The organism is Stappia indica (assembly GCF_009789575.1).
Classification (GTDB): domain Bacteria; phylum Pseudomonadota; class Alphaproteobacteria; order Rhizobiales; family Stappiaceae; genus Stappia; species Stappia indica_A.
This window is the reverse complement of record NZ_CP046908.1, coordinates 1,195,444-1,216,343: the sequence shown is the minus strand read 5'-3', so window position 1 is coordinate 1,216,343 and position 20,900 is coordinate 1,195,444. Positions and strand designations below refer to the sequence as shown.

At 67.9% G+C, this 20,900-nt stretch carries 17 protein-coding genes; 7 read left to right on the top strand and 10 right to left on the bottom strand.

What is annotated here, in order from left to right:
- Window positions 1-8: 8 nt before the first annotated feature.
- The 5 genes from GH266_RS05840 to GH266_RS05820 all read right to left on the bottom strand — a co-directional run bounded on the left by GH266_RS05840 (window position 9) and on the right by GH266_RS05820 (window position 5,972).
- The gene (locus GH266_RS05840; RefSeq protein ID WP_158193059.1) at window positions 9-1,466 is read right to left on the bottom strand and encodes a coiled-coil domain-containing protein; all 1,458 of its coding nucleotides are present in this window, start codon (window positions 1,464-1,466) and stop codon (window positions 9-11) included.
- Between the two features lie 94 nt (window positions 1,467-1,560).
- Window positions 1,561-2,499 (bottom strand): DUF6384 family protein, encoded by a 939-nt coding sequence (locus GH266_RS05835; protein WP_158193058.1) that lies wholly within the window; start codon window positions 2,497-2,499, stop codon window positions 1,561-1,563.
- A gap of 88 nt (window positions 2,500-2,587) precedes the next feature.
- Window positions 2,588-3,769, bottom strand: a complete 1,182-nt coding sequence (locus GH266_RS05830) for a coiled-coil domain-containing protein (RefSeq protein ID WP_158193057.1) — start codon at window positions 3,767-3,769, stop codon at window positions 2,588-2,590.
- Between the two features lie 155 nt (window positions 3,770-3,924).
- Complete coding sequence (locus GH266_RS05825) at window positions 3,925-4,899, bottom strand: pseudouridine-5'-phosphate glycosidase (protein ID WP_244953777.1); 975 nt, start codon at window positions 4,897-4,899, stop codon at window positions 3,925-3,927.
- Between the two features lie 131 nt (window positions 4,900-5,030).
- Window positions 5,031-5,972, bottom strand: a complete 942-nt coding sequence (locus tag GH266_RS05820; RefSeq protein ID WP_158193056.1) for a PfkB family carbohydrate kinase — start codon at window positions 5,970-5,972, stop codon at window positions 5,031-5,033.
- Between the two features lie 190 nt (window positions 5,973-6,162).
- Here GH266_RS05820 and GH266_RS05815 point away from each other — a divergent pair, with 190 nt between their 5' ends.
- The 4 genes from GH266_RS05815 (at window position 6,163) to GH266_RS05800 (ending at window position 12,739) form a co-directional block, all read left to right on the top strand.
- A complete protein-coding gene (locus GH266_RS05815) occupies window positions 6,163-6,741 on the top strand; it encodes a histidine phosphatase family protein (protein WP_158193055.1) in 579 nt (192 codons plus the stop codon).
- A gap of 475 nt (window positions 6,742-7,216) precedes the next feature.
- Window positions 7,217-8,296: a recombinase RecA gene (recA, locus tag GH266_RS05810; RefSeq protein WP_158193054.1), complete on the top strand. Its 1,080-nt coding sequence runs from the start codon at window positions 7,217-7,219 to the stop codon at window positions 8,294-8,296.
- A 266-nt stretch (window positions 8,297-8,562) separates the two neighbouring features.
- Complete coding sequence (gene alaS / locus GH266_RS05805; protein WP_158193053.1) at window positions 8,563-11,241, top strand: alanine--tRNA ligase; 2,679 nt, start codon at window positions 8,563-8,565, stop codon at window positions 11,239-11,241.
- A gap of 109 nt (window positions 11,242-11,350) precedes the next feature.
- Window positions 11,351-12,739, top strand: a complete 1,389-nt coding sequence (locus GH266_RS05800) for a cyclic nucleotide-gated ion channel (protein WP_158193052.1) — start codon at window positions 11,351-11,353, stop codon at window positions 12,737-12,739.
- 47 nt (window positions 12,740-12,786) lie between these two features.
- Here the strand turns inward: GH266_RS05800 and GH266_RS05795 are convergent, their stop codons facing one another.
- The 4 genes from GH266_RS05795 to GH266_RS05780 all read right to left on the bottom strand — a co-directional run bounded on the left by GH266_RS05795 (window position 12,787) and on the right by GH266_RS05780 (window position 16,829).
- Complete coding sequence (locus GH266_RS05795; protein ID WP_158193051.1) at window positions 12,787-13,995, bottom strand: GNAT family N-acetyltransferase; 1,209 nt, start codon at window positions 13,993-13,995, stop codon at window positions 12,787-12,789.
- A 4-nt stretch (window positions 13,996-13,999) separates the two neighbouring features.
- Window positions 14,000-14,869, bottom strand: a complete 870-nt coding sequence (locus tag GH266_RS05790; protein WP_158193050.1) for a cupin-like domain-containing protein — start codon at window positions 14,867-14,869, stop codon at window positions 14,000-14,002.
- Between the two features lie 145 nt (window positions 14,870-15,014).
- Complete coding sequence (locus tag GH266_RS05785; protein WP_209001550.1) at window positions 15,015-15,455, bottom strand: hypothetical protein; 441 nt, start codon at window positions 15,453-15,455, stop codon at window positions 15,015-15,017.
- 159 nt (window positions 15,456-15,614) lie between these two features.
- Window positions 15,615-16,829 carry an NADP-dependent isocitrate dehydrogenase gene (locus GH266_RS05780; protein ID WP_158193049.1) on the bottom strand — a complete coding sequence of 405 codons (1,215 nt, stop codon included), beginning with the start codon at window positions 16,827-16,829 and terminating at the stop codon, window positions 15,615-15,617.
- A 283-nt stretch (window positions 16,830-17,112) separates the two neighbouring features.
- Between GH266_RS05780 and GH266_RS05775 the strand changes: the two genes are divergently transcribed.
- Together GH266_RS05775 and GH266_RS05770 are read left to right on the top strand one after the other, a co-directional pair.
- Window positions 17,113-17,661: a putative pterin-binding protein gene (locus GH266_RS05775; protein ID WP_158193048.1), complete on the top strand. Its 549-nt coding sequence runs from the start codon at window positions 17,113-17,115 to the stop codon at window positions 17,659-17,661.
- Window positions 17,662-17,803: 142 nt separating this feature from the next.
- The gene (locus tag GH266_RS05770) at window positions 17,804-19,192 is read left to right on the top strand and encodes a sensor histidine kinase (RefSeq protein WP_158193047.1); all 1,389 of its coding nucleotides are present in this window, start codon (window positions 17,804-17,806) and stop codon (window positions 19,190-19,192) included.
- 66 nt (window positions 19,193-19,258) lie between these two features.
- Here GH266_RS05770 and GH266_RS05765 read toward each other — a convergent pair whose 3' ends face one another.
- Window positions 19,259-19,828 (bottom strand): HdeD family acid-resistance protein, encoded by a 570-nt coding sequence (locus GH266_RS05765; protein ID WP_158193046.1) that lies wholly within the window; start codon window positions 19,826-19,828, stop codon window positions 19,259-19,261.
- Between the two features lie 230 nt (window positions 19,829-20,058).
- Here GH266_RS05765 and GH266_RS05760 point away from each other — a divergent pair, with 230 nt between their 5' ends.
- The gene (locus tag GH266_RS05760; protein WP_158193045.1) at window positions 20,059-20,844 is read left to right on the top strand and encodes an RNA methyltransferase; all 786 of its coding nucleotides are present in this window, start codon (window positions 20,059-20,061) and stop codon (window positions 20,842-20,844) included.
- Window positions 20,845-20,900: the final 56 nt, after the last annotated feature.

Genomic DNA, 20,900 nt, shown 5'->3' with positions numbered 1-20,900 from the left:
GCGAACGATCAGAACGTGTCGCCGGTCTTGAAGCCGCCACCGCCGAAGGAATCGCCGCTTCCGAAGCCGCCGCCGCCGAAGCCGCCGCGTCCACCTCCCGAGCCGCCCTCGGACCCACCCCCGAACCCACCCATGGAGCCGGGCAGGCCGATGCCGCCGGGAAAGCCGACGCCGCCGCCGTGGCGCTTGCGCCGCTTGCGCGACTTCTCGGCCTTGGCCCAGTAGTCGGCCCCCGACAGGGCGCCCTTGGCCAGCTCGCCGAGCAGCACGCCGGTCAGGCTGTCATTGTCGAAGGTGGAGTCCCAGGTGTCGTAGCGCTTCTGGCGGAACTGGCGCGTCACCTTGGCCAGCTCGTCGCGCCGGCGGGCAAGGTCGCGCAGCGTGCGCTGGTCGTTTTCCGTTGCGCTGTTCAGGATCTCGATGCGGGCGTCGAGATCCTGCAGACGGCGGACGATCCGCTCGTCCTCGGGCGAGGGGGTGGCGAGCGCCTCCTGCCACAGGGTGGTCAGTTCCTCGGAGCGCAGCGAGCGCAGCAAGGCCTCCTCGGCGGTGCGGAACTCGGAATCCTCGCCGGAGAGATAGGGCTGCTCGCGCTTGCCCAGTTCCTCAAGCTCGACTTCCAGCTTCTCCAGCGTTGCCGTCGTGTCCTCGATCTCGCGTTCGGCGGTTTCGATGGCCGCGGCAAGGTCTTCGCCGGCGACGTCCGCGGCCGCCTGGCGCGACAGGGCGCCGAGCTTGGCCAGTTCCGCTTGCGCCTCCGCCTCTCGGTCGCTGGCATAGGCGTCGAGCCGATGCGGGATCTCCACCAGCATGGCGTAGTTGGGGCGCGCATCATTGTAGCGAATGAGCCGTGCCACCCAGCGGTCGAGCATGCGGATGAGGCCGGTCGAACGATAGGTCGAGGTGCCGAACCCGCGCTTCCAGAGATAGGCGAAGAGCGCGTCGTCCTCGTAGGCCTTGCTCTTGGCGGCCCGGTCGTCCTGCGCTTGCCGTGCCTTGGACCGCGCCGCTTCTGCGGTGCGCTGCGCGGCTTCCGCCGCCTCGCGCTGGGCGGTGTAGGCCGGATCGCCGGCAAGCTTCTTGTCGACGGCCTCGAGAATGGCGTCGAGCCGGTCGCTCGCCGCATCGCGCTCGCGCGTCAGGCGGCGGCGCTGCTCGGTGAGCGCGGCGACGTCGCTCGTCAGGGCATCATGCTGGGCGCGTAAGGCCGATAGCGCCAGCTCCCGTTGTTCCAGCTGGCGACGGGCCTCGGCCTCGTCCTTGTCGATGCGCTGGCCGAAGGCCTTGTCGCCGCCTTCGCGCAGGCGAAAGCGGGCAAGCTCCCGGAACGCTTCCAGCTCGGCGCCGCGCAGATCGTTGATCTCGCGCATGGCGTCGTCGACGCGCCGCCGCAGGAGGTCTTCCTCCTGCCGGACCTCACCGAGCGCCCTTTCGATCGAGCCGAGGGTCTGACGTCCGCTCACCATGCCCGCGTGCCCCTTGCCGTTCTGTTCGTGCCTGCCGGCCTCCCGCCGGTCCCTCCCTCAAATGTCGTTCGGCGCGATGCCGTTCCGGCAAGAGCTACCATTGCGTGATCGCTCCCGTCTCCACCCGGGCCTGCCACTCGGGCTGCAGCCTGCCGCGCGCCTTGCTGCCGAGTACCGGATTGCTGACGATGCCGTCCTCCTCCTTGTCGCGGCGCACCGCGTCGAAGGTCGATTGCGGCACCCGCTGGCCCCAGATGGCGACCGTCTTGCGGGCGCCGTCCTCTTCGGAGGTGACTTCCTGCGGCACGATCTTTCCGTCCGGCGCCACTGCCTCGACGAGAAGGTAGTAGTTGCGCGCCGAGGTGTTGGCCTGGGGGATGCGGGTGACGCCGGTCGGCGTGCCCGGACGGGACACGATGCGGATGTCGTAGACCTGCAGCAGGCGCGCCTCCAGCGCCTTGAGGTCGGCGAGCGCCTTGCGGGCGGCGGCCGCGTCGTTCGCGGCAAGGGCCGCCTGGCCGCCGGTGGCCAGCGTCGCGGCCCGTTCGCGGGCGGCGGTTTCCTCGCTCACCTCGCCGATCCGGCGCACCGTTGCGGCGATCTCCGTCGGCAGGGTCTGCGTCAGCTCGATCCGCAGCGCCTCGGCGGCCCGCTCGCGCGGGGCGGTCACCAGGAAATGCCAGGCCAGCGCTGCGGCAACGGCCAGCAGCAGCAGGACAAGAATGGCCTTCGCCCAGCGCAGGCGCGTGACATAGATCAGCGCCAGCGTGCGCTGGAAGCCGGCTGCGGGCGGACTGTAGACGAAGCGGTTCTGCTTCAGGTTTTCGACGCCTTCGCGCAGAAGGCGGTCGGAAACCTCGATGCCCTGGCTCGTATAGATCTCGCGCAGACGCTGGATCATCGCAGCGTCGCGCTCGTCCGAGCCGAGTTCCTTCAGCGCGATGCGTTCGTCGTGGCGCAGCGTGTCGACCACGTCCATCGCCATCATCAGCTCATCGAGCGGCGCCCTGGTCGAGGCGGTGTCGGAGGCCATGCACTCGTTCCCCTGCAGCCTTTTGCGGCAGGACCGGCCCCGGATATCCGCGGCCGGCCGTGATGGATGCGGTTCCCTTGCGGGCGGCTCAGGCGCCGATCATGTTGCCCTGCGCGGCGAGCTTTGCAAGACGGCGCTTGCCGTCCTCGACCGCGTCGCGGATCTCCTCGGAGTTCTTCGTCGACATGACGCGCATCTCGTTGATGATCTCGCGCGAGTTGACCTGGAAGTTGATGACCGAGTCGACCAGCTTCTTGACGGCTGCCGCCTGGATGGTCGGGCCGTAGCCGGCCTTCAGCGCCGCTTCCTGCACCGCATCGCCGATCTCCGCCAGGGTCTCCAGCGACTTCGACACGCCGTCCTTCATGGCGTTGAGCGCCTCGGTCGATTCGTGCAGACCGTGCAGGCCGGTGAAGGAGGCATTCAGCGCGGTCAGCACGGAATCGTTGGTGGAGAAGAAGGTCACCGACTGCGCATAGACCCGCTCCTTGGCGTTGGTCGTCTGCATCAGACGCGCCATGATCACTTCCGACGTGTTGTAGCCGATGGTCAGGTTGTCGGAGAGGTCCTTGGCGATCTGGTAGCGCTTCTCCTCGTCCTGCATCGCGCGCATCTTCTCGTCGCGGGCGAATTCCAGGCGAGCCTTGGCTGCAGCGTCGCCGCCGTCATGCGCCTCGACTTCCTTGTTGGAGGCCTCCAGCGCGGCCTTGGCCTCTTCCAGGCGGGCCGTGGCGGTGTTCAGCACTTCGAGCGCCAGGACTTCGGCCTGCTTCAGCGCGCCGCGGAAATCGCGATAGGCCTCCAGGATGCGCTGTTCGCGCTCGATCTGGTCCTTGGTGTCGCGGGCGACGTCGAGATAGGTCTCCCTGATCTTGCCGAAGCGGTCGGAGACGGTGCCCCGCGTCATGTCGCGCCACTTGTTGGACATGTTCTCCATGAAGGAGATCTTGCCGTCGGCCAGCTGGTCGACCATGCCCTTGGCGTCGTCGCGGATCGAGTTGAAGGCCTCGGTGATCGCCTCGTAGCGTTCGCCGATCGACATGGCCTGGATCTCGTTGCGCACCACCTCGTTGAAGGTCTGCGACTGGCCGAGCGTGCGGGTGATCACCGCGATCTTGTCCGGAGACAGGTCGGAGATCCTTTCCAGCAGCGCGTTGATCGGCGCCTCGGCGGTGCCGTCGGGCATCAGGCCCATGTCGCGCAGGGCGGCCACCGCCTTGTCGAGATACTGCATCGGAGAAAGTCCGGTCTGAGCTGCTGCTTCCGCCATCTTAGCCTCTGTCTTCCTGTCTCGCCCTCGTTGCCGCCCGAGGGACGGGCTGGGCAGGGCCGTATTGGACTCCGGCGACCGGCGCGGGTGGGAGCATCGTTCGGCGCCCCCCATGGCTGCCGGTCGCAGCGAGTTAAGCATATAAAATGCGGCAGTTACACGTCAGAGGAGAGACGGTCTGCCGCGGCCTTGTTCCGTCGTCCGGCCAGCTCAACCGCGATTGCCGCTGCCAGCCTCGCATTGTTGCGGACCAGCGCGATGTTGGTGACGAGACTGCGCCCCTTGGTGAGCTCGTAGATCATCGCCAGGACGAAGGGTGTCACCGCCTTGCCGCTGACGCCGCGTCTTGCCGCTTCCGCCAGCGCCTGCTCGATGGCCGAGGCGATCTGCGAGGGGAGGATTTCGTCCGCCTCCGGCACCGGATTGGCAACCAGAACGCCGCCATGGTCGCCGAACCGGGCGCGCAGCTCCAGCAGCCCGGCGATCTCGTCCGCCGTGTCCATGCGGTAGGGCGCGGCAAGGCCGCTGTCGCGCGACCAGAAGGCCGGAAAGGCGTCCTGCCCGTGCGCGATCACCGGCACGCCGCGCGTTTCCAGCACTTCCAGCGTCTTGGGCAGGTCGAGCAACGCCTTGGCGCCGGCCGCCACCACGCAGACGGGCGTTCGCGCCAGCTCGTCGAGATCGGCGGAAATGTCGAAGCTCGTCTCCGCGCCGCGATGCACGCCGCCGATGCCGCCGGTGGCGAAGACCGCAATGCCGGCCGCATGGGCGGCCATCATCGTCGCGGCGACGGTCGTGGAGCCGGGTCGGCCGGTCGCTAGCGCGATGGCGAGATCGGCGCGTGAGCATTTCATCACGCCCTCGGCCTTGGCCAGCCGCTCCAGCGTGCCGTCGGACAGGCCGACATGCAGCTTGCCGTCGAGGGCGGCGATCGTCGCCGGGACGGCGCCGCCGGCGCGGATGTCCGCCTCGACCAGCCGGGCGGTCTCGACATTCTTCGGCCAGGGCATGCCGTGGGTGATGATGGTCGATTCCAGCGCCACCACGGGGCGCCTCTCGGCCAGTGCCGCTGCGACCTCTTCGCCCAGCTGCAGTACCGAAGCCAGCCCGGTCATATCCTTGTCCAGCATGTCGAATTCGCTCCGTCCTGCCGTACCCTGCCGGGTGCGGACCGCCTTATAGGGCCGGCGCCCCGTCGCTGTCGAGGCGCCCGGCCACCCCGTTTGCGCATGGCCGGGTGGCGGCTGCCGCGCATCCTTTTCTATCTCCTCGGCGCGATTGCTGCCCACGTCAATGTGTCCGCCACCGCGCCAGGGCTTTCCAGCGTCAGCGCCGCGGCGCGCATGCCGGCCGCGACCGCCCGTGCAAGCGGCAATCCGTGCTCCAGGCCCGCCAGCGTGCCGGCGATCAGCGCATCTCCCGCCCCGGTCACGTCCACGACCCGCGGCGGAGGAGCGGCTGCGCCATCGCATGTCGTCAGCGAGATCTCGTCGATGCCGGAGCGGGTCGCCAGAAGCACGGGGGCCGCGCCGCGGGTCATCACAACGGCCTTTACTCCGGCCTCGACCAGCGCGTTTGCCGTCTCCGCGCCGTCCTCTTCCTGCTGCTCCCCGTCTTGTTCGCCATCCCGCCCGAGCAGGGCGGCGGCCTCCGCACGGTTGCAGAACAGCAGATCGAGCCGCGGCAGGATCGGGCCGAGCCGTGCGGCCTTGGCCCGCGAGACCGCGTCGGCAGCCAGCATCCGCTCTCCCGCCGTCTCCGCCAGTTCCGCCAGAAGCGGCTGCGGCAGGTTGGCATCGAGAAACCAGCAGCCCGCCGCCGCTTGCGCCTCGGTCAGTGGTAGCAGCGCGCCCGGCTCCAGCGTCTCGGTGATGCGGGCATCGACCACCGCCGCCGCCAGCGTTCCGTCGGGATCGTGCAGCGCGAGATAGCGCCCGCTCGGCAGGTCGCTGCGGCGGATGGCTCCCGTCTCCACGCCTTCCGCCGTCAGCTGCACCAGCAGCCCGTCGGCCTCCGCCTCGCGTCCCAGCCGGCCGGCCAGCGCGATGCGGCAGTCGAGTCGCGCCAACGCACGCGCCACGTTGGTCGCGACGCCGCCGGGCCGTATGGCAAGTGCTGCCGGCGTGGAGGTTTCGCGCAGGATCCGGCGGTCCGCATGGGCGATCGTGTCGAGATGGATGGCGCCGAAGGCGGCAATCGGCATGCGGGCAGGTCTCCGGCCTTTGTCCTTGCAACCGCTTATACCGGCTCGCGCAATGCGAGGGGAGGGGCTTCACCGGCTTGCCGCCACCAGCGCTGCGGCGTGCGTTGATTTTTCCGATCAGCAAGGGTAGCCGGGGCTCCTCTCCGGCGCCTTTCGAGCGTCATGTCCCAACCGATGGCGGACCGATCCCTTGCAGCACCCGCGACTTGTCTTCATGCGCCATGGCGAAACCGAGTGGAACCTGGCCGGCCGGGCCCAGGGTCATCTGAACTCTCCTCTGACGCAGACGGGCCGGCAGCAGGCGCAGCGGCTCGGCGAGATCCTGGCGCGGGAGCTCGACTCGCCAGACGGCTTCGACCAGATGGCGAGCCCCATCGGGCGGGTGCAGGAGACGGTCGCCAATATCCGGCAGCATTTCGACCTCCGGCCGGTCGCAACGGACCTGCTCAAGGAAATTGATCTCGGGCAGCTGAGCGGCCTCACCAAGCCCGAGATGATCGAGCGGTTTCCCGCACACATGGCCGGAAAGCCGGACTACGACTGGTATTTCGGCGCGCCGGGCGGGGAGACGCTCGCCCACCTTCGCGAGCGGGCGAGCCGCTGGCTCGGCATGCTCTCGCGTCCGACCATCGCCGTGGCACACGGCCAGATCGGCAAGGTCATCCGCGGCATCTGCCTCGGCCTCGATGATGCGCAGATCCTGCGTCTGAAAGAGCCGCAGGGCGTCGTCCACGTCGTCGAAAACGGCGTGGACGACATCTGGACTTGAAGCGGCCTTGTGCCGTCGCGCTTGCGCGCCTGCCGTCCTTCCGGGTCCTTTGATCTCCTTGTAACTCCGTTGCGCCTCGCACCTGGAGGCAGGGTTTCGCTGCCCAGTCCTGCTGCCCAGTCCTGCTGCCCAATCCCGCCGCCCGGTTCCTCCGTCCGCCCTCGCGCGGCGGCAGCCCTGCCCACGGCTCCGGCCGCGCCTCTGCCGCCCGTTCCGATGGCCTGTGCGTTCCGGCAGAACCGTTCCTGATCGCGCCCGCACCACGTCTTCCGCTGGGCTTGTCTTCCGCCTGCAACCGATTCTCGCCCTCCGGCGGCAGAACACGAATGACGTGGGTTCATGAACAATAGCGGAACATATATCGAATAGTCAAACATATTCAGTATGTTGATGCTTGTTGCTTGATGAGAACAAAACTGGTACAAAAGCGCAGTTTGAATCGCCGGGCGCGGCGTGAAATAAGGATGGTAGCCTCATGGCACAGAATTCACTCCGCTTGGTCGAAGGCATGCAGATGGACAAGAACAAGGCGCTCGACGCCGCCCTTTCACAGATCGAACGCGCCTTCGGCAAGGGCTCCATCATGAAGATGGGTCAGGGCCAGGTGGTCGAGATCCAGACCGTGTCGACCGGCTCGCTCGGCCTCGACATCGCGCTGGGCATCGGCGGCCTGCCGCGTGGCCGCATCGTCGAGATTTACGGACCGGAATCGTCGGGCAAGACGACGTTGGCTCTGCACACCATTGCGGAGGCCCAGAAGAAGGGCGGCATCTGCGCCTTCATCGATGCGGAGCACGCGCTCGACCCGATCTATGCCCGCAAGCTCGGCGTCAATATCGACGACCTGCTGATCTCCCAGCCGGATGCCGGCGAGCAGGCGCTGGAAATCGCCGACACGCTGGTGCGCTCCGGCGCCATCGACGTGCTGGTGGTGGACTCGGTCGCCGCGCTGACGCCGAAGGCGGAGCTCGACGGCGAGATGGGCGACAGCCTGCCGGGCATGCAGGCGCGGCTGATGAGCCAGGCGCTGCGCAAGCTGACGGCCTCGATCTCGCGCTCCAAGTGCATGGTCATCTTCATCAACCAGATCCGCATGAAGATCGGCGTGATGTTCGGCTCGCCCGAGACGACGACCGGCGGCAACGCGCTGAAGTTCTACGCCTCCGTGCGCCTCGACATCCGCCGCATCGGTGCGATCAAGGACCGCGAAGAGGTGATCGGCAACCAGACCCGCGTCAAGGTAGTAAAGAACAAGCTCGCCCCCCCGTTCCGTCAGGTCGAGTTCGACATCATCTATGGCGAGGGCGTCTCGAAGATGGGCGAGCTCATCGATCTCGGCGTCAAGGGCGGCATCGTCGAGAAGTCGGGCGCCTGGTTCTCCTACAACAGCCAGCGGCTCGGCCAGGGCCGGGAGAACGCCAAGCAGTTCCTTCGCGACAATCCGGAGGCCGCCGAGGAGATCGAACTGGCTATCCGGCAGAACGCCGGCCTGATCGCGGAGCGGATCACCGATCCCTTCTCGGAAAGCGACGACGACGGAGCTTCCGACGAGTAACAACTGCCGCAGCCGCCCTTCGGGGCGGCTGTTTGTTTTTGGGGCGCCGGCCAAATGAACGCGAGGGCAGGTCCGCGGGAGGGTGGCTTGCGGTCCGCCCAGGGTTGCTGTTGCAAGACGCCGCCGAAGGCGTGGCGCGCGCTGGACTTGCTGCCGGCACAAAGCTAAAAGCGGGCACAAGAACGAAGACAGGCGCGCTCCCCCTTCCGGACCATTCGAAGACCGCGGGACAGGCGGGCAGGCGCGGCGCAACGGATGGGATCCTGATGAGCGGCGTAAACGAAATCCGGTCTGCCTTTCTCGAGTATTTCGGGCGCAACGGTCACGAGATCGTCGCATCGGGCCCGCTCGTGCCGCGCAACGACCCGACCCTGATGTTCACCAATGCGGGCATGGTGCCGTTCAAGAACGTCTTCACCGGCCTCGAGAAGCGCGACTACCAGCGCGCGACGACGGCGCAGAAATGCGTGCGCGCCGGCGGCAAGCACAACGACCTCGACAATGTCGGTTACACCGCCCGCCACCACACCTTTTTCGAGATGCTGGGCAACTTCTCCTTCGGCGACTATTTCAAGGACCGGGCCATCGAGCTCGCCTGGAACCTGATCACCAAGGAATTCGCGCTGCCGAAGGAGCGGCTGCTGGTGACGGTCTATGCCGAGGACGACGAGGCCTTCTCGCTGTGGAAGAAGATCGCCGGCCTGCCTGACGACAAGATCATCCGCATCCCGACCTCGGACAATTTCTGGGCGATGGGCGACACCGGCCCCTGCGGTCCGTGTTCGGAGATCTTCTACGATCACGGCGACCACATCTGGGGTGGCCCTCCGGGCTCGCCGGAAGAGGACGGCGACCGGTTCATCGAGATCTGGAACCTCGTCTTCATGCAGTATGAGCAGCTGCCGGGCGAGCGCATCAACCTGCCGCGGCCGTCGATCGACACCGGCATGGGGCTGGAGCGCGTCGCCGCCGTGCTGCAGGGCGTGCACGACAATTACGACATCGACCTGTTCCGCGCGCTGATCTCGGCTTCGGAAAACGCGATCGGCGTGGAGGCCGAGGGCGCGCAGCGCGCCAGCCATCGGGTGATCGCCGACCATCTGCGTTCGGCCAGCTTCCTGATCGCCGACGGCGTGCTGCCCTCCAACGAGGGCCGCGGCTACGTGCTGCGCCGGATCATGCGCCGGGCCATGCGTCACGCCCACCTGCTGGGCGCCGAGGAGCCGCTGATGTGGCGCCTGGTGCCGACCCTGGTGCGCGAGATGGGCCGGGCCTATCCGGAGTTGACCCGCGCCGAGGCCCTGATCACCGAGACGCTGAAGCTCGAGGAGCGGCGCTTCCGCAAGACGCTGGCGCGTGGCCTCACCCTCCTGGACGATGCCAGCGCCGGCCTCGGCGAGGGCGCCGAGTTCGACGGCGAGACCGCGTTCAAGCTCTACGACACCTACGGCTTCCCGCTCGACCTGACGCAGGATGCCCTGCGCGCGCGCGGCGTCAGCGTCGATCTTGCCGCCTTCAACACCGCGATGGAGCGCCAGCGCGCCGAGGCGCGCGCCGCCTGGTCCGGCTCCGGCGAGGCGGCCACCGACACCGTGTGGTTTACGCTGAAGGACCGTTGCGGGGCGACCGATTTCCTCGGCTACGACACCGAGACCGCCGAAGGCGTGGTCGCCGCGATGGTGCGTGACGGCGGCGAGGCGATGGAGCTGAAGGAAGGCGACACCGGCTTCGTGGTGCTCAACCAGACGCCGTTTTACGGCGAGTCCGGCGGCCAGGTCGGCGATACGGGCCGCATGCGCGGCGAGGGCGGCGTCGAGCTGGAAGTCACCGACACTCAGAAGAAGGCCGACGGCCTCTTCGTCCACGAGGTGCGGGTGCTTTCCGGCAAGGTGACCATCGGCCTGCCGCTGGAGCTCCTGGTCGATGCCACGCGGCGCGGCTCGATCCGCGCCAACCACTCGGCCACCCACCTGGTGCACGAGGCCCTGCGCGAGGTGCTCGGCACCCATGTGGCGCAGAAGGGCTCCCTGGTCAGCCCGGAGCGGCTGCGTTTCGACTTCTCGCACCCCAAGCCGATGTCGGCGGAGGAACTGGCCGAGGTCGAGGAGATCGCCAATCAGATCGTGCTCCAGAATGCTGCCGTCGAGACCCGTCTGATGGGCGTCGACGAGGCGATCGAGGAGGGGGCGATGGCGCTCTTCGGCGAGAAATACGGCGACGAGGTCCGCGTGGTCTCGATGGGCCGGGCGCTGCGCGGCGACAAGGCGGGCAAGACCTATTCGGCGGAACTGTGCGGCGGCACCCATGTGTCGCGAACCGGCGACATCGGCCTCGTCACGCTGGTGACTGAGGGCGCGGTTGCCGCCGGCGTGCGCCGGATCGAGGCGCTGACCGGGGCGGCTGCCCGCCGGCATCTGGCCGGGCAGGACGCGCGGGTGCGCGAGATCGCCTCGGTGCTGAAGTCGGGCCAGGCTGACGTCGCCGAGCGTGTCGCGGCGCTGGTGGAGGAAAAGCGCCGGCTGGAGCGCGAGCTTGCCGACACGCGCAAGAAGCTCGCCATGAGCGGCGGCGCGGGCGATGCGGGTGATGGCCTGCGGGAGATCGGCGGCGTCAAGCTGATGGCGCGCATCGTCGAGGGCCTGAACCCGAAGGATCTCAAGGGCCTGGCCGACGAGGCCAAGGGCCAGATCGGCTCCGGCATCGTCGTTCTGGTCAACGCGTCGGAAGACAACAAGGCGGCGATCGTCGTCGGTGTCACCGGCGACCTGACCGACCGGTTCAACGCGGTCGACCTGGTGAAGGTCGGCTCCGAGGTTCTGGGCGGGCGCGGCGGCGGAGGCCGTCCGGACATGGCGCAGGCGGGCGGCTCCGATGCCTCGCAGGCGGAAGCGGCGGTGACGGCGATCGCGCAAGCGCTGGAGACTGCAGCGCCGGCCAAGGCCTGACGAGATGGCAACGGGTCGCGATCCTCTTTCCGGAGAGGCTGGCGACCCGCCGCGGCCGGCGGCCGGCCGGCCGCATTCCGGCGAGGATGCGCCTGCGCCGGCGGGACGCATGACACGGCTCCGCTGGCGTCTCTATCGCTGGCTGGAGCTCGGCTCGGCAGGCGACCCGCAGGGGCGCTGGTTCGACCGGTTGCTGATCGCCCTGGTGCTGGCTGCGGTCGCGCTGGTGGCATTGGAGACGGTGCCCTCGCTGGCGTCCGAGTGGGGCGACAGCTTCGCGCTGGCCGAACTGGTGATCGGCACGACGTTCCTTGCCGAATATCTTGCAAGGCTGTGGGTGGCGAACCTGCATCCGCCCTACCGCAAGGACAGGCCGCTCATGGCGCGTCTGCGCTACGCGCTGCAGCCGGCTGCCATCGTCGACCTGCTGGCGGTATTGCCCTTCGTGCTGGGCATTCTTCTGGTTCCCACCGATTTCAAGGTCCTGGTGATCCTGCGGCTCGCCCGGTTCTTCAAGCTGGCGCGCTACTCGCCGGCGCTGCGCTCGCTCACCAATGCGCTGCTGTCGGAGCGCCACGCCATCGGCGCCAGCCTGATCATCATCTTCGGCGTGGTGATGCTGGCGGCCACCGCCATGTACATGGTCGAGCGCCAGGTGCAGCCGCAGGCCTTCGGCACGATCCCGGATGCGGTCTGGTGGGCGATGACCACGGTGACGACGGTCGGCTATGGCGACGTGGTTCCGGTGACGCCGGCCGGCAAGGTGCTCGGCGGGCTGGTGATGCTGCTCGGCTACGGGTTGCTGGCCCTGCCGGTCGGCATCGTGGCGACCGCGTTTGCCCGGGAGATCCATTCGCGCGACTTCGCGGTGACCTGGGGCATGGTCGCCCGGGTGCCGTTGTTCCAGGATCTGCGGGCGGCCGACATCGCGGAGATCGCCCGGCTGCTGCGCGGCCGGTCGGTCAAGGCCGGCCAGGTGATCAGCCAGCGCGGAGAACCGGCGAACAGCATGTTCTTCATCGCCTCCGGCCTCATCGAGATGACGATTGGCCAGAGCCGTGTCCATCTGGAAGAGGGGGGCTTCTTCGGCGAGATGGCGGTGCTCGGCGAGCGGCGGCGTTCGGCGACGGTGATGGCGACGTCCGATGCTCAGCTGATGGTGCTGGATTCGCAGGATCTGCATGCGCTGCTGATCCGCAAGCCGGACCTCGCCCGCCGCATCCTGGACGAGGTGCGCCGCCGCCGGGATCTTCCCCGCGGGGACATCGTGGAGGAGGAGATCGCCGAGGCTGCCGAGGTGGAGCCGGCCGGCGAGCCTGCGGACGAGACGGAGGATGCGCTTGCGAGCGACGGCGAGGGCCTGTCGGACATGGGGCCGGACACCGAGATGCTGCCGGACCTTTTCTCCGACCTGCCGGACGCACAAGACCGGGACCAGGACGACGACGGCGGGGCGGAGGGCGGCTCGCCGGGCGTCAAGCCCGACGACAAGACGTAGCAGGCCCGGCAAGGCGTCAGGAAAGGAGCACGCCGCGCCGCGAGGCCTCAGTTGAGCGGCAACGGCCGGCTTCGCCTCACGGCGCCGCTCTTCGGGTCGCGCTTGCGCCCCATGGCGGCGGCGAGCAGCGTCTTTGCCCGGCGCGCGGCTTGCGCCAGCGCGGGGTGATCGCGCAGCCACAGGCGCAGGCCGATGCGTGCGCGGCAGAGCGCAAGATAGGCCGAGCCGCGCAAGGTTGCCGAAACGCCGAGCGCCTTGATGACGCGGTGCCGGCCGCCGAAACGGTCCTTGTAGCCGTAGCTTCCGGCGCCGAAGTCATAGAGCGCAAAGCCGTGGCGCTGTCCCCATTCGATCTCCAGGATCGTGGCGATGAGGCCGGGGGAATGCTTGCGATAGGGGCCTTCGTCCAGCGAGCACAGGATGCCCGTGACGATGCCCCGGTGGCACAGGCAGTAGCTGGTCGCCAGCCATGTCTCGCCGACCCGCAAACCCAGCAACAGGATCCGCCCGTCCTTGCATCCGTCCATCGCCAGGCGGCGGTAATGGGCAAAGACCGCCGGGTCCTGGAAAAGGTCCGGGATACCCTGTGCCGACATCCGCTGCTGGCGCTGGCGCGCCATGACGCCAAGGATCTGGTCGATCTCACAGGGCGTCCTGGCCTCGACGATCTCGAAACCGGGCAGCTTGTCCAGCTTCGCCCGCTGCTTTGCCATCTTCGGATAGACCGAATGGTTCCTTTGCGCCCGCTCCAGGCTCTCCGGGTCGAGGTCGATGCGCGAGGCGCCCTCGCCGGTGTCGATCAGCTGGTCTTCGCTCCAGAGCGGATTGGGCACGCCGCGATATTCGCGGATGACCTTGCGCAGCAGCAGGGCGTCGTGCGGCGGCAGGGCGGCGATGAAGGCCCGGCGGATCGCGACGAAGCGCTGCGGGTCGGCGCAGGCCTTGGGATCGACCAGCGGGAAGTGATAGTCGACGACGCCGTAGTCGAGAAATCCGAGGCGCCGCACGCCGAAGCGCGTGTCGGCGAGCAGCGGCACGATCATCAAGGGCGCGCCGGTCTGTGCGTCGTCGATCGCGATATAGAGCGGCGTGCCGTGCCGCTCCGGCGCCAGCCCGTCCTGCATGGAGCGCACGAAGTCGAGGCCGAGAAAGGCGGTGGAACCGCCGCTCTCCTCCAGCCTTGTCCATCGTTCGACGAGGTGCGGATCGTGGATGCTGTCGAAGCGTCGGGCCAGCGGCCTGGCGACATCCGCCATCGGCTCAGGCTCCCTTGGCGGACTGCAGCAAGCGCCTGGCGAGGCCGGACTTGCGGCAGGCATAGGCGAAGGCCGCCTTGCCCCAGAAGCCGGGCCCGTCGATGGCGCGCGAGCGCGGCGTCACGCCGAGGCCATGGCGCAGCACGCCATTGGCATAGTTGACCGCGAAGTGCCGGCGGGTCTTGGGCGTGTGGTATTCGACCGTCGCCGAAACGTTGAGGCTGTCGGCATTGACGACCCGGTGCGGCCAGTTGAGCGGCCAGAACAGGGCGGTGCCCGGCGTCAGGTCGATCACCGTGGCGGCCTCGTCGTAGCTGGGATCGTAGCTGATCTCCTCGGCGGTGACGGCGGTCACCACGCGCTCCAGCTCCTCCGGCTTCAGATAGGGCTCGCGGCCCGGATAGAGCCAGATGCGCTTTTCGCCGCGGATGTGGATGAGGCCCTGGCCCGGCACGTCCGCATGATAGTAGACGCGGGCACGGGGCGAGGAGATGAGGATGCCGATCTGGCGGCTGTAGCTGGCCGGACCGGGAACGGCCGCGTCGATCTGGTCCATGATGTCGTCGATCAGCCGCTGGTAGCGGGCGTCGCGGCCGCCGACATGGCCGATATTGACCCAGAGCGCGCCGCTGCGCACGGCGCTGAACAGGCCTTGCGGGTCGTCGGCGGAGATGCCGCTGGCGCGCCAGCGGCTCTTGTCCTCGACGCTGGTGTCCATCGTGGCGATCTCGCGCACGGCGTCCGGGTTGTTGGCGACGAGTTCGGCCAGCGCCTCGTCCGAGAACAGCGGGTTGTCGGGGAGGTCGTGCGTCACGCGGACGATCTCCCTGTCCCAGATATCCGCGATGTCTTTCGGCAGCCCGAGTGTCGTCATTGGTCCCCTCTCCCATCTTCGACTTTCGTCGAAGATGTCCTGTTCAGGTGAAGATGGGTTCAATCCCGGCAATTCGCCCCTCCGGAATGCTGTCAATTTTCCGTCGTGGTAAACACGAGCTTTCCAGGAGGGGCGATCGGCTCCCTCAAGGAAGCAGGCCTCGCGGGATCTGGCGATAGAGCGGGTTGCCGTCCCAGAAGGCGTCGGTCGGGCCCACCGCATAATCGACGATGTTCCAGCGGCCGTTGGCGCGCACGAGAAGGGCAAAGGTGCGCAAGCCGTCCATGTACTCCGCGTCCTCGCCATAGATCGTCTTGGCCGGGTCGATCTGCGCGCCGCCGGGATGCTGCGGGTCGAGGATCGCGAAGGCCCAGTCGCCGGAGACCTGCAGGCGGTCGACCACGAATTGCACCGGACCGCCGACGCGTACCTCGACCAGCGGGCGGATCGCATCCATCAGCGCGGCGCGCTCGGGCGTGCCGCGGGCCGGTTCGTATGCGCCTTGCGCTGCGGCGGGAAGGGCGAGGGCGAAGAGGGTGAGGGCGGCGGCAAGCAGACGGACGACGGAAGGAAAGCGCAAGGTCATCGCGATGGGGCTCCTGAAAGGAATGATGCCGACATGTTAGCGGCTTGCGCGCGCCGCGTCGCGCTCCGCAAGATGGTCGGGGCGGGCCGAAATGCAAAAAGGCGCCCGCGAGGGGCGCCTTTCGCAAACTCGTCGGCAGGCAGCTCTTCAGGCAGCTTTTCAGGCGGCCATCGCCTTCTTCAGGTTCTCGTCGATCTTGTCGAGGAAGCCGTTGGTGGTCAGCCACTTCTGGTCCGGGCCGACGAGCAGCGCCAGGTCCTTGGTCATGTGGCCGGACTCGACGGTGTCGATGCAGACCTTCTCCAGGGTCGCGGCGAAGTTCGCCAGCTCCTGGTTGTCGTCGAGCTTGGCCCGGTGGGCGAGGCCGCGGGTCCAGGCGAAGATCGAGGCGATCGGGTTGGTCGAGGTCTCCTCGCCGCGCTGGTGCTGGCGGTAGTGGCGGGTGACGGTGCCGTGGGCGGCTTCCGCCTCCACCGTCTGCCCGTCCGGGGTCATCAGCACGGAGGTCATCAGGCCGAGCGAGCCGAAGCCCTGCGCGACGATGTCCGACTGCACGTCGCCGTCGTAGTTCTTGCAGGCCCAGACATAGCCGCCCGACCACTTCAGCGCGGCCGCGACCATGTCGTCGATCAGGCGGTGCTCGTACCAGATCTTCTTGGCTTCGAAGGCCGACTTGAACTCGGCGTCGTACACTTCCTGGAAGATGTCCTTGAAGCGACCGTCATAGGCCTTGAGGATGGTGTTCTTGGTCGACAGGTAGCACGGCACGCTGCGCTGCAGGGCGTAGTTCATCGAGGCGCGGGCGAAGTCGCGGATCGAATCGTCGAGGTTGTACATCGCCATGGCCACGCCCGACGACGGTGCGTCAAACACTTCGTGCTCGATGGTGGTGCCGTCCTCGCCGACGAACTTGACCGTCAGCTTGCCCTTGCCCGGGAACCGGAAGTCGGTGGCGCGGTACTGGTCGCCGAAGGCGTGGCGGCCGACGATGATCGGCTGGGTCCAGCCCGGCACCAGGCGCGGGACGTTCTGCATGATGATCGGCTCGCGGAAGATCACGCCGCCGAGGATGTTGCGGATCGTGCCGTTCGGCGAGCGCCACATCTTCTTGAGGCCGAACTCCTCGACGCGGGCCTCGTCCGGCGTGATCGTGGCGCACTTCACGCCGACGCCGTACTTCTTGATGGCGTTGGCGGCGTCGACGGTGATCTGGTCGTCCGTCTCGTCGCGCTTCTCGATCGAAAGGTCATAGTACTTCAGGTCGATGTCGAGATAGGGGTGGATCAGCTTGTCCTTGATAAACTGCCAGATGATCCTGGTCATCTCGTCGCCGTCGAGTTCGACAACCGGATTGACAACCTTAATCTTCGCCATGTGCAGATGACCTCGCGTCTTGGGTGGCTTGCGCGCCTGATGCGCCCGATACGTCCGGCCCTGCCGGGCGCCTGCCGTTGCAGGTTGGCGCCGCCGGACGCAGGGGCCGCGCGGCCCCTATAGCAAAGGGCCGGCCAAACGGAAAGCCGGCCATTCGTCAATCATGCTCGGCGCGCTTGGAAACCATATCGGCGGATGCAACCCTCGACCGCTTGCGAGAAGTGCCTATTCATCGCATATCTCCTTGTCAAAGATTCGGAGGGTAACGGTGCAGGTGGACCGGATGCAGGGACCGATGGAAGGCTGGTGTGCCGCCGGCCGAAAGGGTCTGTGCCGTGTCGTCGCGGCGCTTGCGTTTCTGATCGGCCTTGCCTTGCTGCCGGCCGGCGGCACCGTGCGGGCCGACGAGGAGCCGGTGCTGGTGGTGAGCGGGGCGATCGAGGGCGGTGCGCCGGTCAGCTTCACCCGCGCCGAACTGACGGCGCTCGGCATGACGTCGCTCACCACCGAAACGCCGTGGATGGCGGACGAGGTCCTGTTCGAGGGACCCTTGCTGCGCGACCTGCTGGAGCGGGTGGGCGCTACCGGCGACCGGATCGAGGCGGTGGCGCTCAACAACTACCGGGTGGAGATCCCGCTGTCGGACGCGACCGGCTACGACGTGATTCTGGCCATGCGCGTCGGCGGCAAGGACATGAGCATCCGCGACCGCGGACCGCTGTGGCTGATCTATCCCTGGTCGGGCCACGAGGAGCTGCGCCAGGAACTCTACTACTCCCGCGCGATCTGGCAGATCCGCGAAATCATAGTAGTGGATTCACGATCCCGATAGTTCTGGTTGAAATCGGCCTTTCCTCGCTTCCTCCCCGGCTGTAAGCTTCATGTCCGGGCCTGCGGTCTTGCGCGGGCGGACGGCTACGGGAGCGAAACGGGCGGCCATGGACCTCAGCGCAAGATGGGTGCGGACGCTTTACGTGTCCCTGTTGATCGGCGTCGCCATCATCACTGCGTCGCTCTTCTTCGTGGTCTCGACGCTCAACCGCCAGAACAGCGAAGACCGCTCCGAATACCGTCAGAGCCTGATCTGGTACACGGCCCAGCTTGTGGTCGAGTATCAGGATTTGATTCATGCCCTCAACAAGATGATCGTGCATGACGGCGCGAGCGAGCACACCCAGGAGGTGACCGCGCGCTTCGACATCCTGTGGAGCCGTGCCATGCGCCTTGGCGAGGGCGAGGCGGGCCAGGAGCTGGTGCGGGTCGATGGCTCGGTGCCGCTGATGGGCGAGCTGGAGGCGGTGCTGCGCGCCGCCGATCCCCTGATGTCCGCCATCGCCTCCGGCGATGTCCTGGCCGCGCGCAAGCTGCGCAGCGATTTCGCCGCCCTGCAGGCAACCATCGATTCGTTCCGCTCGGCGGTCTATCGGCTGCAGCTGGATGCGGCCTCGCGCCAGCGCGCGGCGCTGCAGCGCACGGTGAACCTGGTGCTGGCGCTGATCGTCGGCCTGCTGGTTGCCGGCGTCTCCATGGGGCTGCTGCTCCTGCGCGACCGCAGCCGGCTGATGCGGCTGCAGGCGCAGCTGGAGCGGCGGGTGGCCGAGCGCACCAGCGAGCTGGCACAGGCCAATGCCGACCTTCTGGCCGCCAACGAGCGGCTGACCCAGTTCAACAATCTCGCCTCGCACGACCTGAAGGAACCGGTGCGCAAGATCACCGTGTTCAGCGATCTGCTGCTCGAGGGGGTGGCCAACAAGGACCGCGAGACCATCGACTACGCTGCCAACGTGATGAAGGCCTCGGCCGGGCGGGCGAAGACGCTGATTTCCAACCTGCTGAACTATTCGGCCGCCTCCGACCGGGAGCTGTCGCGCGAGGCTGTGCCGCTGGCGCAGCTGGTCGAGCGCGTCCGCGACAGCCTGTCGGAGCTGATCCGCGAGAACGGGGCCGAAGTCGTGCTGCGCGACAGCGACGCGGTGCTCTCGGGCGATGCGGTGTTCCTGGAGCAGCTGTTCCAGAACCTGATCGGCAACGCCATCAAGTTCCGTCATCCCGACCGGCCGCCGGTGGTGGAGGTGCTGGCCGAGCGGCTCGGTACCGGCGCGACGGCGGCCATCGTCATCCGCGACAATGGCATCGGCTTCGACATGCAGCACAAGGCGCAGGTGTTCGAGCCCTTCCGCCGGCTGCATTCGCGCGACCGCTATGCCGGCACCGGCATGGGGCTGGCCATCTGCCAGGCGATCGCCCGCCGCCACGGCTGGGACATCGACGCGGTCAGCGAGCCGGGCCGCGGCTCGGACTTCCGCATCGACTTCATGCCCGGCGTGGCGCGTCTGCCGAACATGGTCGAGGCCGCCGAATAGCCGTTCGGCTTTTCGCCGGCCCCGTTTCCGGACTTTCCGTCTCGTTGTTTCAGGCGACCTGCCCGCTCAGGCGGACAGGCGCTTGGAGATGGTGCGTGCGGCGAGCGCGATGGCGATGAAGCTCCAGCCGTTGATCAGCACGGAGACGCCGGCCAGCAGGCCGAGCACCCAGACGGCGGAGGAGGGGAACTCGAACCAGATGCACAGGCCGGCAAGCGCCGAGACGATGCCGGCGAACATCACCCAGCCCCAGCCGTCCTGCGGCCGGATCTTCAGCGCCAGCAGCACCTGGGCAACGCCCTGGGCCAGCAGGATCGCCGCGACCACGAGCGTCAGCGCGGCCGCGCCCACCACCGGATTGAAATAGACGGCGATGCCGCCGGCCAGCGCGATGGCGCCGGTTGCGATGTTCCAGATGAAGCCGCCCCAGCCGGGCACGGAGAAGGCGTGCCAGATCTGCACCGCGCCGCCGATGGCGAAGACGATGGCGATGATCAGTGTCACGGCGATGGAGCTGGCGAGCGGCAGCGCGATCATCAGCATGCCGCCGATCACCAGCACGATGCCGAGGGCGAGGAACCAGCCCCACTTCTGGCGGACGGCTTCGGTGACGGGGAGGGAGGGAACGTCGGTCATCGTGGGATCCTGTCGTCGGAGGGTGCGGGTAGGGGCAGGGCGGGCCTGGCGTCGGCGGAGCGCGGAAGACATGCTTGCGTCGGCCGGGGTGTCGCCGACGGGCATTTCAACTCCCCATATGTGAAGTTATCGCAACCGGCGAGGGGCTTCGACGGAATATTTGCGCCTCCCGGCTGCGTTGGCGCGGCTGGCGCTGGAAAAGCCGCGCGGATTGGGATATCTCGCGCGCCATGACACGCAACGCCACCATCGACCCGGCGGCCAGGGTCCGCGACCTGCCCCCGCCCTGCATCATCCTGTGCGAGCCGCAGCTCGGCGAGAACATCGGCACGGCGGCCCGCGCCATGGCCAATTTCGGTCTGCGCGACCTGCGCCTGGTCAATCCGCGCGACGGCTGGCCGAGCGAGAGGGCACGGGCGGCGGCCAGCCGCGCCGACCATGTGATCGAGGCCGTGCAGGTGTTCGATAGCGTCGAGGCGGCGATTGCCGATCTCGGCTTCGTCTTCGCCACCACGGCGCGTTCGCGCGAGATCGCCAAGCCGGTGCGCGGCCCGGACGAGGCGGCGGTGACGACGACCCGGCTCGGTGCCAGCGGCACCCGTACCGGCTATCTGTTCGGCCGCGAGCGCTGGGGCCTCAACAACGACGAGGTGGCGCTCGCCGACGAGATCGTCACCCTGCCTGTCGACCCGGACTTCGCCTCGCTCAACATCGCCCAGGCGGTGCTGGTCTGCGCCTACGAATGGCGGCTGAAGGCGAATGACGGGGCGCTGCCCTTCCGTCTCGACGAGGAGCAGAACCCGCCGGCCAGCAAGGAAGACCTCGTGCGCCTGTTCGAGCATCTGGAAGGAGCGCTCGACACGGTGAACTTCTTCCGCCCGGTGGAGAAGCGCCCGTCGATCGTCCGCAACCTGCGCAACATCCTTCAAAAAGCCTCACTCACCGATCAGGAAGTGAAGACCCTGCGCGGGGTGGTGGCGGCGCTCGAAGGCCGCTCGACCCGCCCGCGGGGCTGACGGGAGGCGGGTCGCGCGGGCCAGGTGGCCCGCCCGTATCCTCATCCGGGGGAAGG

Coding starts and splice junctions, on each gene's coding strand:
- GH266_RS05790 (WP_158193050.1), bottom strand. CDS start 14,869: ATGACGACACTCGGGCTGCCGAAAGACATCGCGGATATCTGGGACAGG.
- alaS (WP_158193053.1), top strand. CDS start 8,563: ATGAGCGGCGTAAACGAAATCCGGTCTGCCTTTCTCGAGTATTTCGGG.
- GH266_RS05775 (WP_158193048.1), top strand. CDS start 17,113: ATGCAGGGACCGATGGAAGGCTGGTGTGCCGCCGGCCGAAAGGGTCTG.
- GH266_RS05840 (WP_158193059.1), bottom strand. CDS start 1,466: ATGGTGAGCGGACGTCAGACCCTCGGCTCGATCGAAAGGGCGCTCGGT.
- GH266_RS05760 (WP_158193045.1), top strand. CDS start 20,059: ATGACACGCAACGCCACCATCGACCCGGCGGCCAGGGTCCGCGACCTG.
- GH266_RS05765 (WP_158193046.1), bottom strand. CDS start 19,828: ATGACCGACGTTCCCTCCCTCCCCGTCACCGAAGCCGTCCGCCAGAAG.
- GH266_RS05795 (WP_158193051.1), bottom strand. CDS start 13,995: ATGGCGGATGTCGCCAGGCCGCTGGCCCGACGCTTCGACAGCATCCAC.
- GH266_RS05825 (WP_244953777.1), bottom strand. CDS start 4,899: ATGCTGGACAAGGATATGACCGGGCTGGCTTCGGTACTGCAGCTGGGC.
- GH266_RS05820 (WP_158193056.1), bottom strand. CDS start 5,972: ATGCCGATTGCCGCCTTCGGCGCCATCCATCTCGACACGATCGCCCAT.
- GH266_RS05780 (WP_158193049.1), bottom strand. CDS start 16,829: ATGGCGAAGATTAAGGTTGTCAATCCGGTTGTCGAACTCGACGGCGAC.
- GH266_RS05785 (WP_209001550.1), bottom strand. CDS start 15,455: ATGACCTTGCGCTTTCCTTCCGTCGTCCGTCTGCTTGCCGCCGCCCTC.
- recA (WP_158193054.1), top strand. CDS start 7,217: ATGGCACAGAATTCACTCCGCTTGGTCGAAGGCATGCAGATGGACAAG.
- GH266_RS05835 (WP_158193058.1), bottom strand. CDS start 2,499: ATGGCCTCCGACACCGCCTCGACCAGGGCGCCGCTCGATGAGCTGATG.
- GH266_RS05830 (WP_158193057.1), bottom strand. CDS start 3,769: ATGGCGGAAGCAGCAGCTCAGACCGGACTTTCTCCGATGCAGTATCTC.
- GH266_RS05800 (WP_158193052.1), top strand. CDS start 11,351: ATGACACGGCTCCGCTGGCGTCTCTATCGCTGGCTGGAGCTCGGCTCG.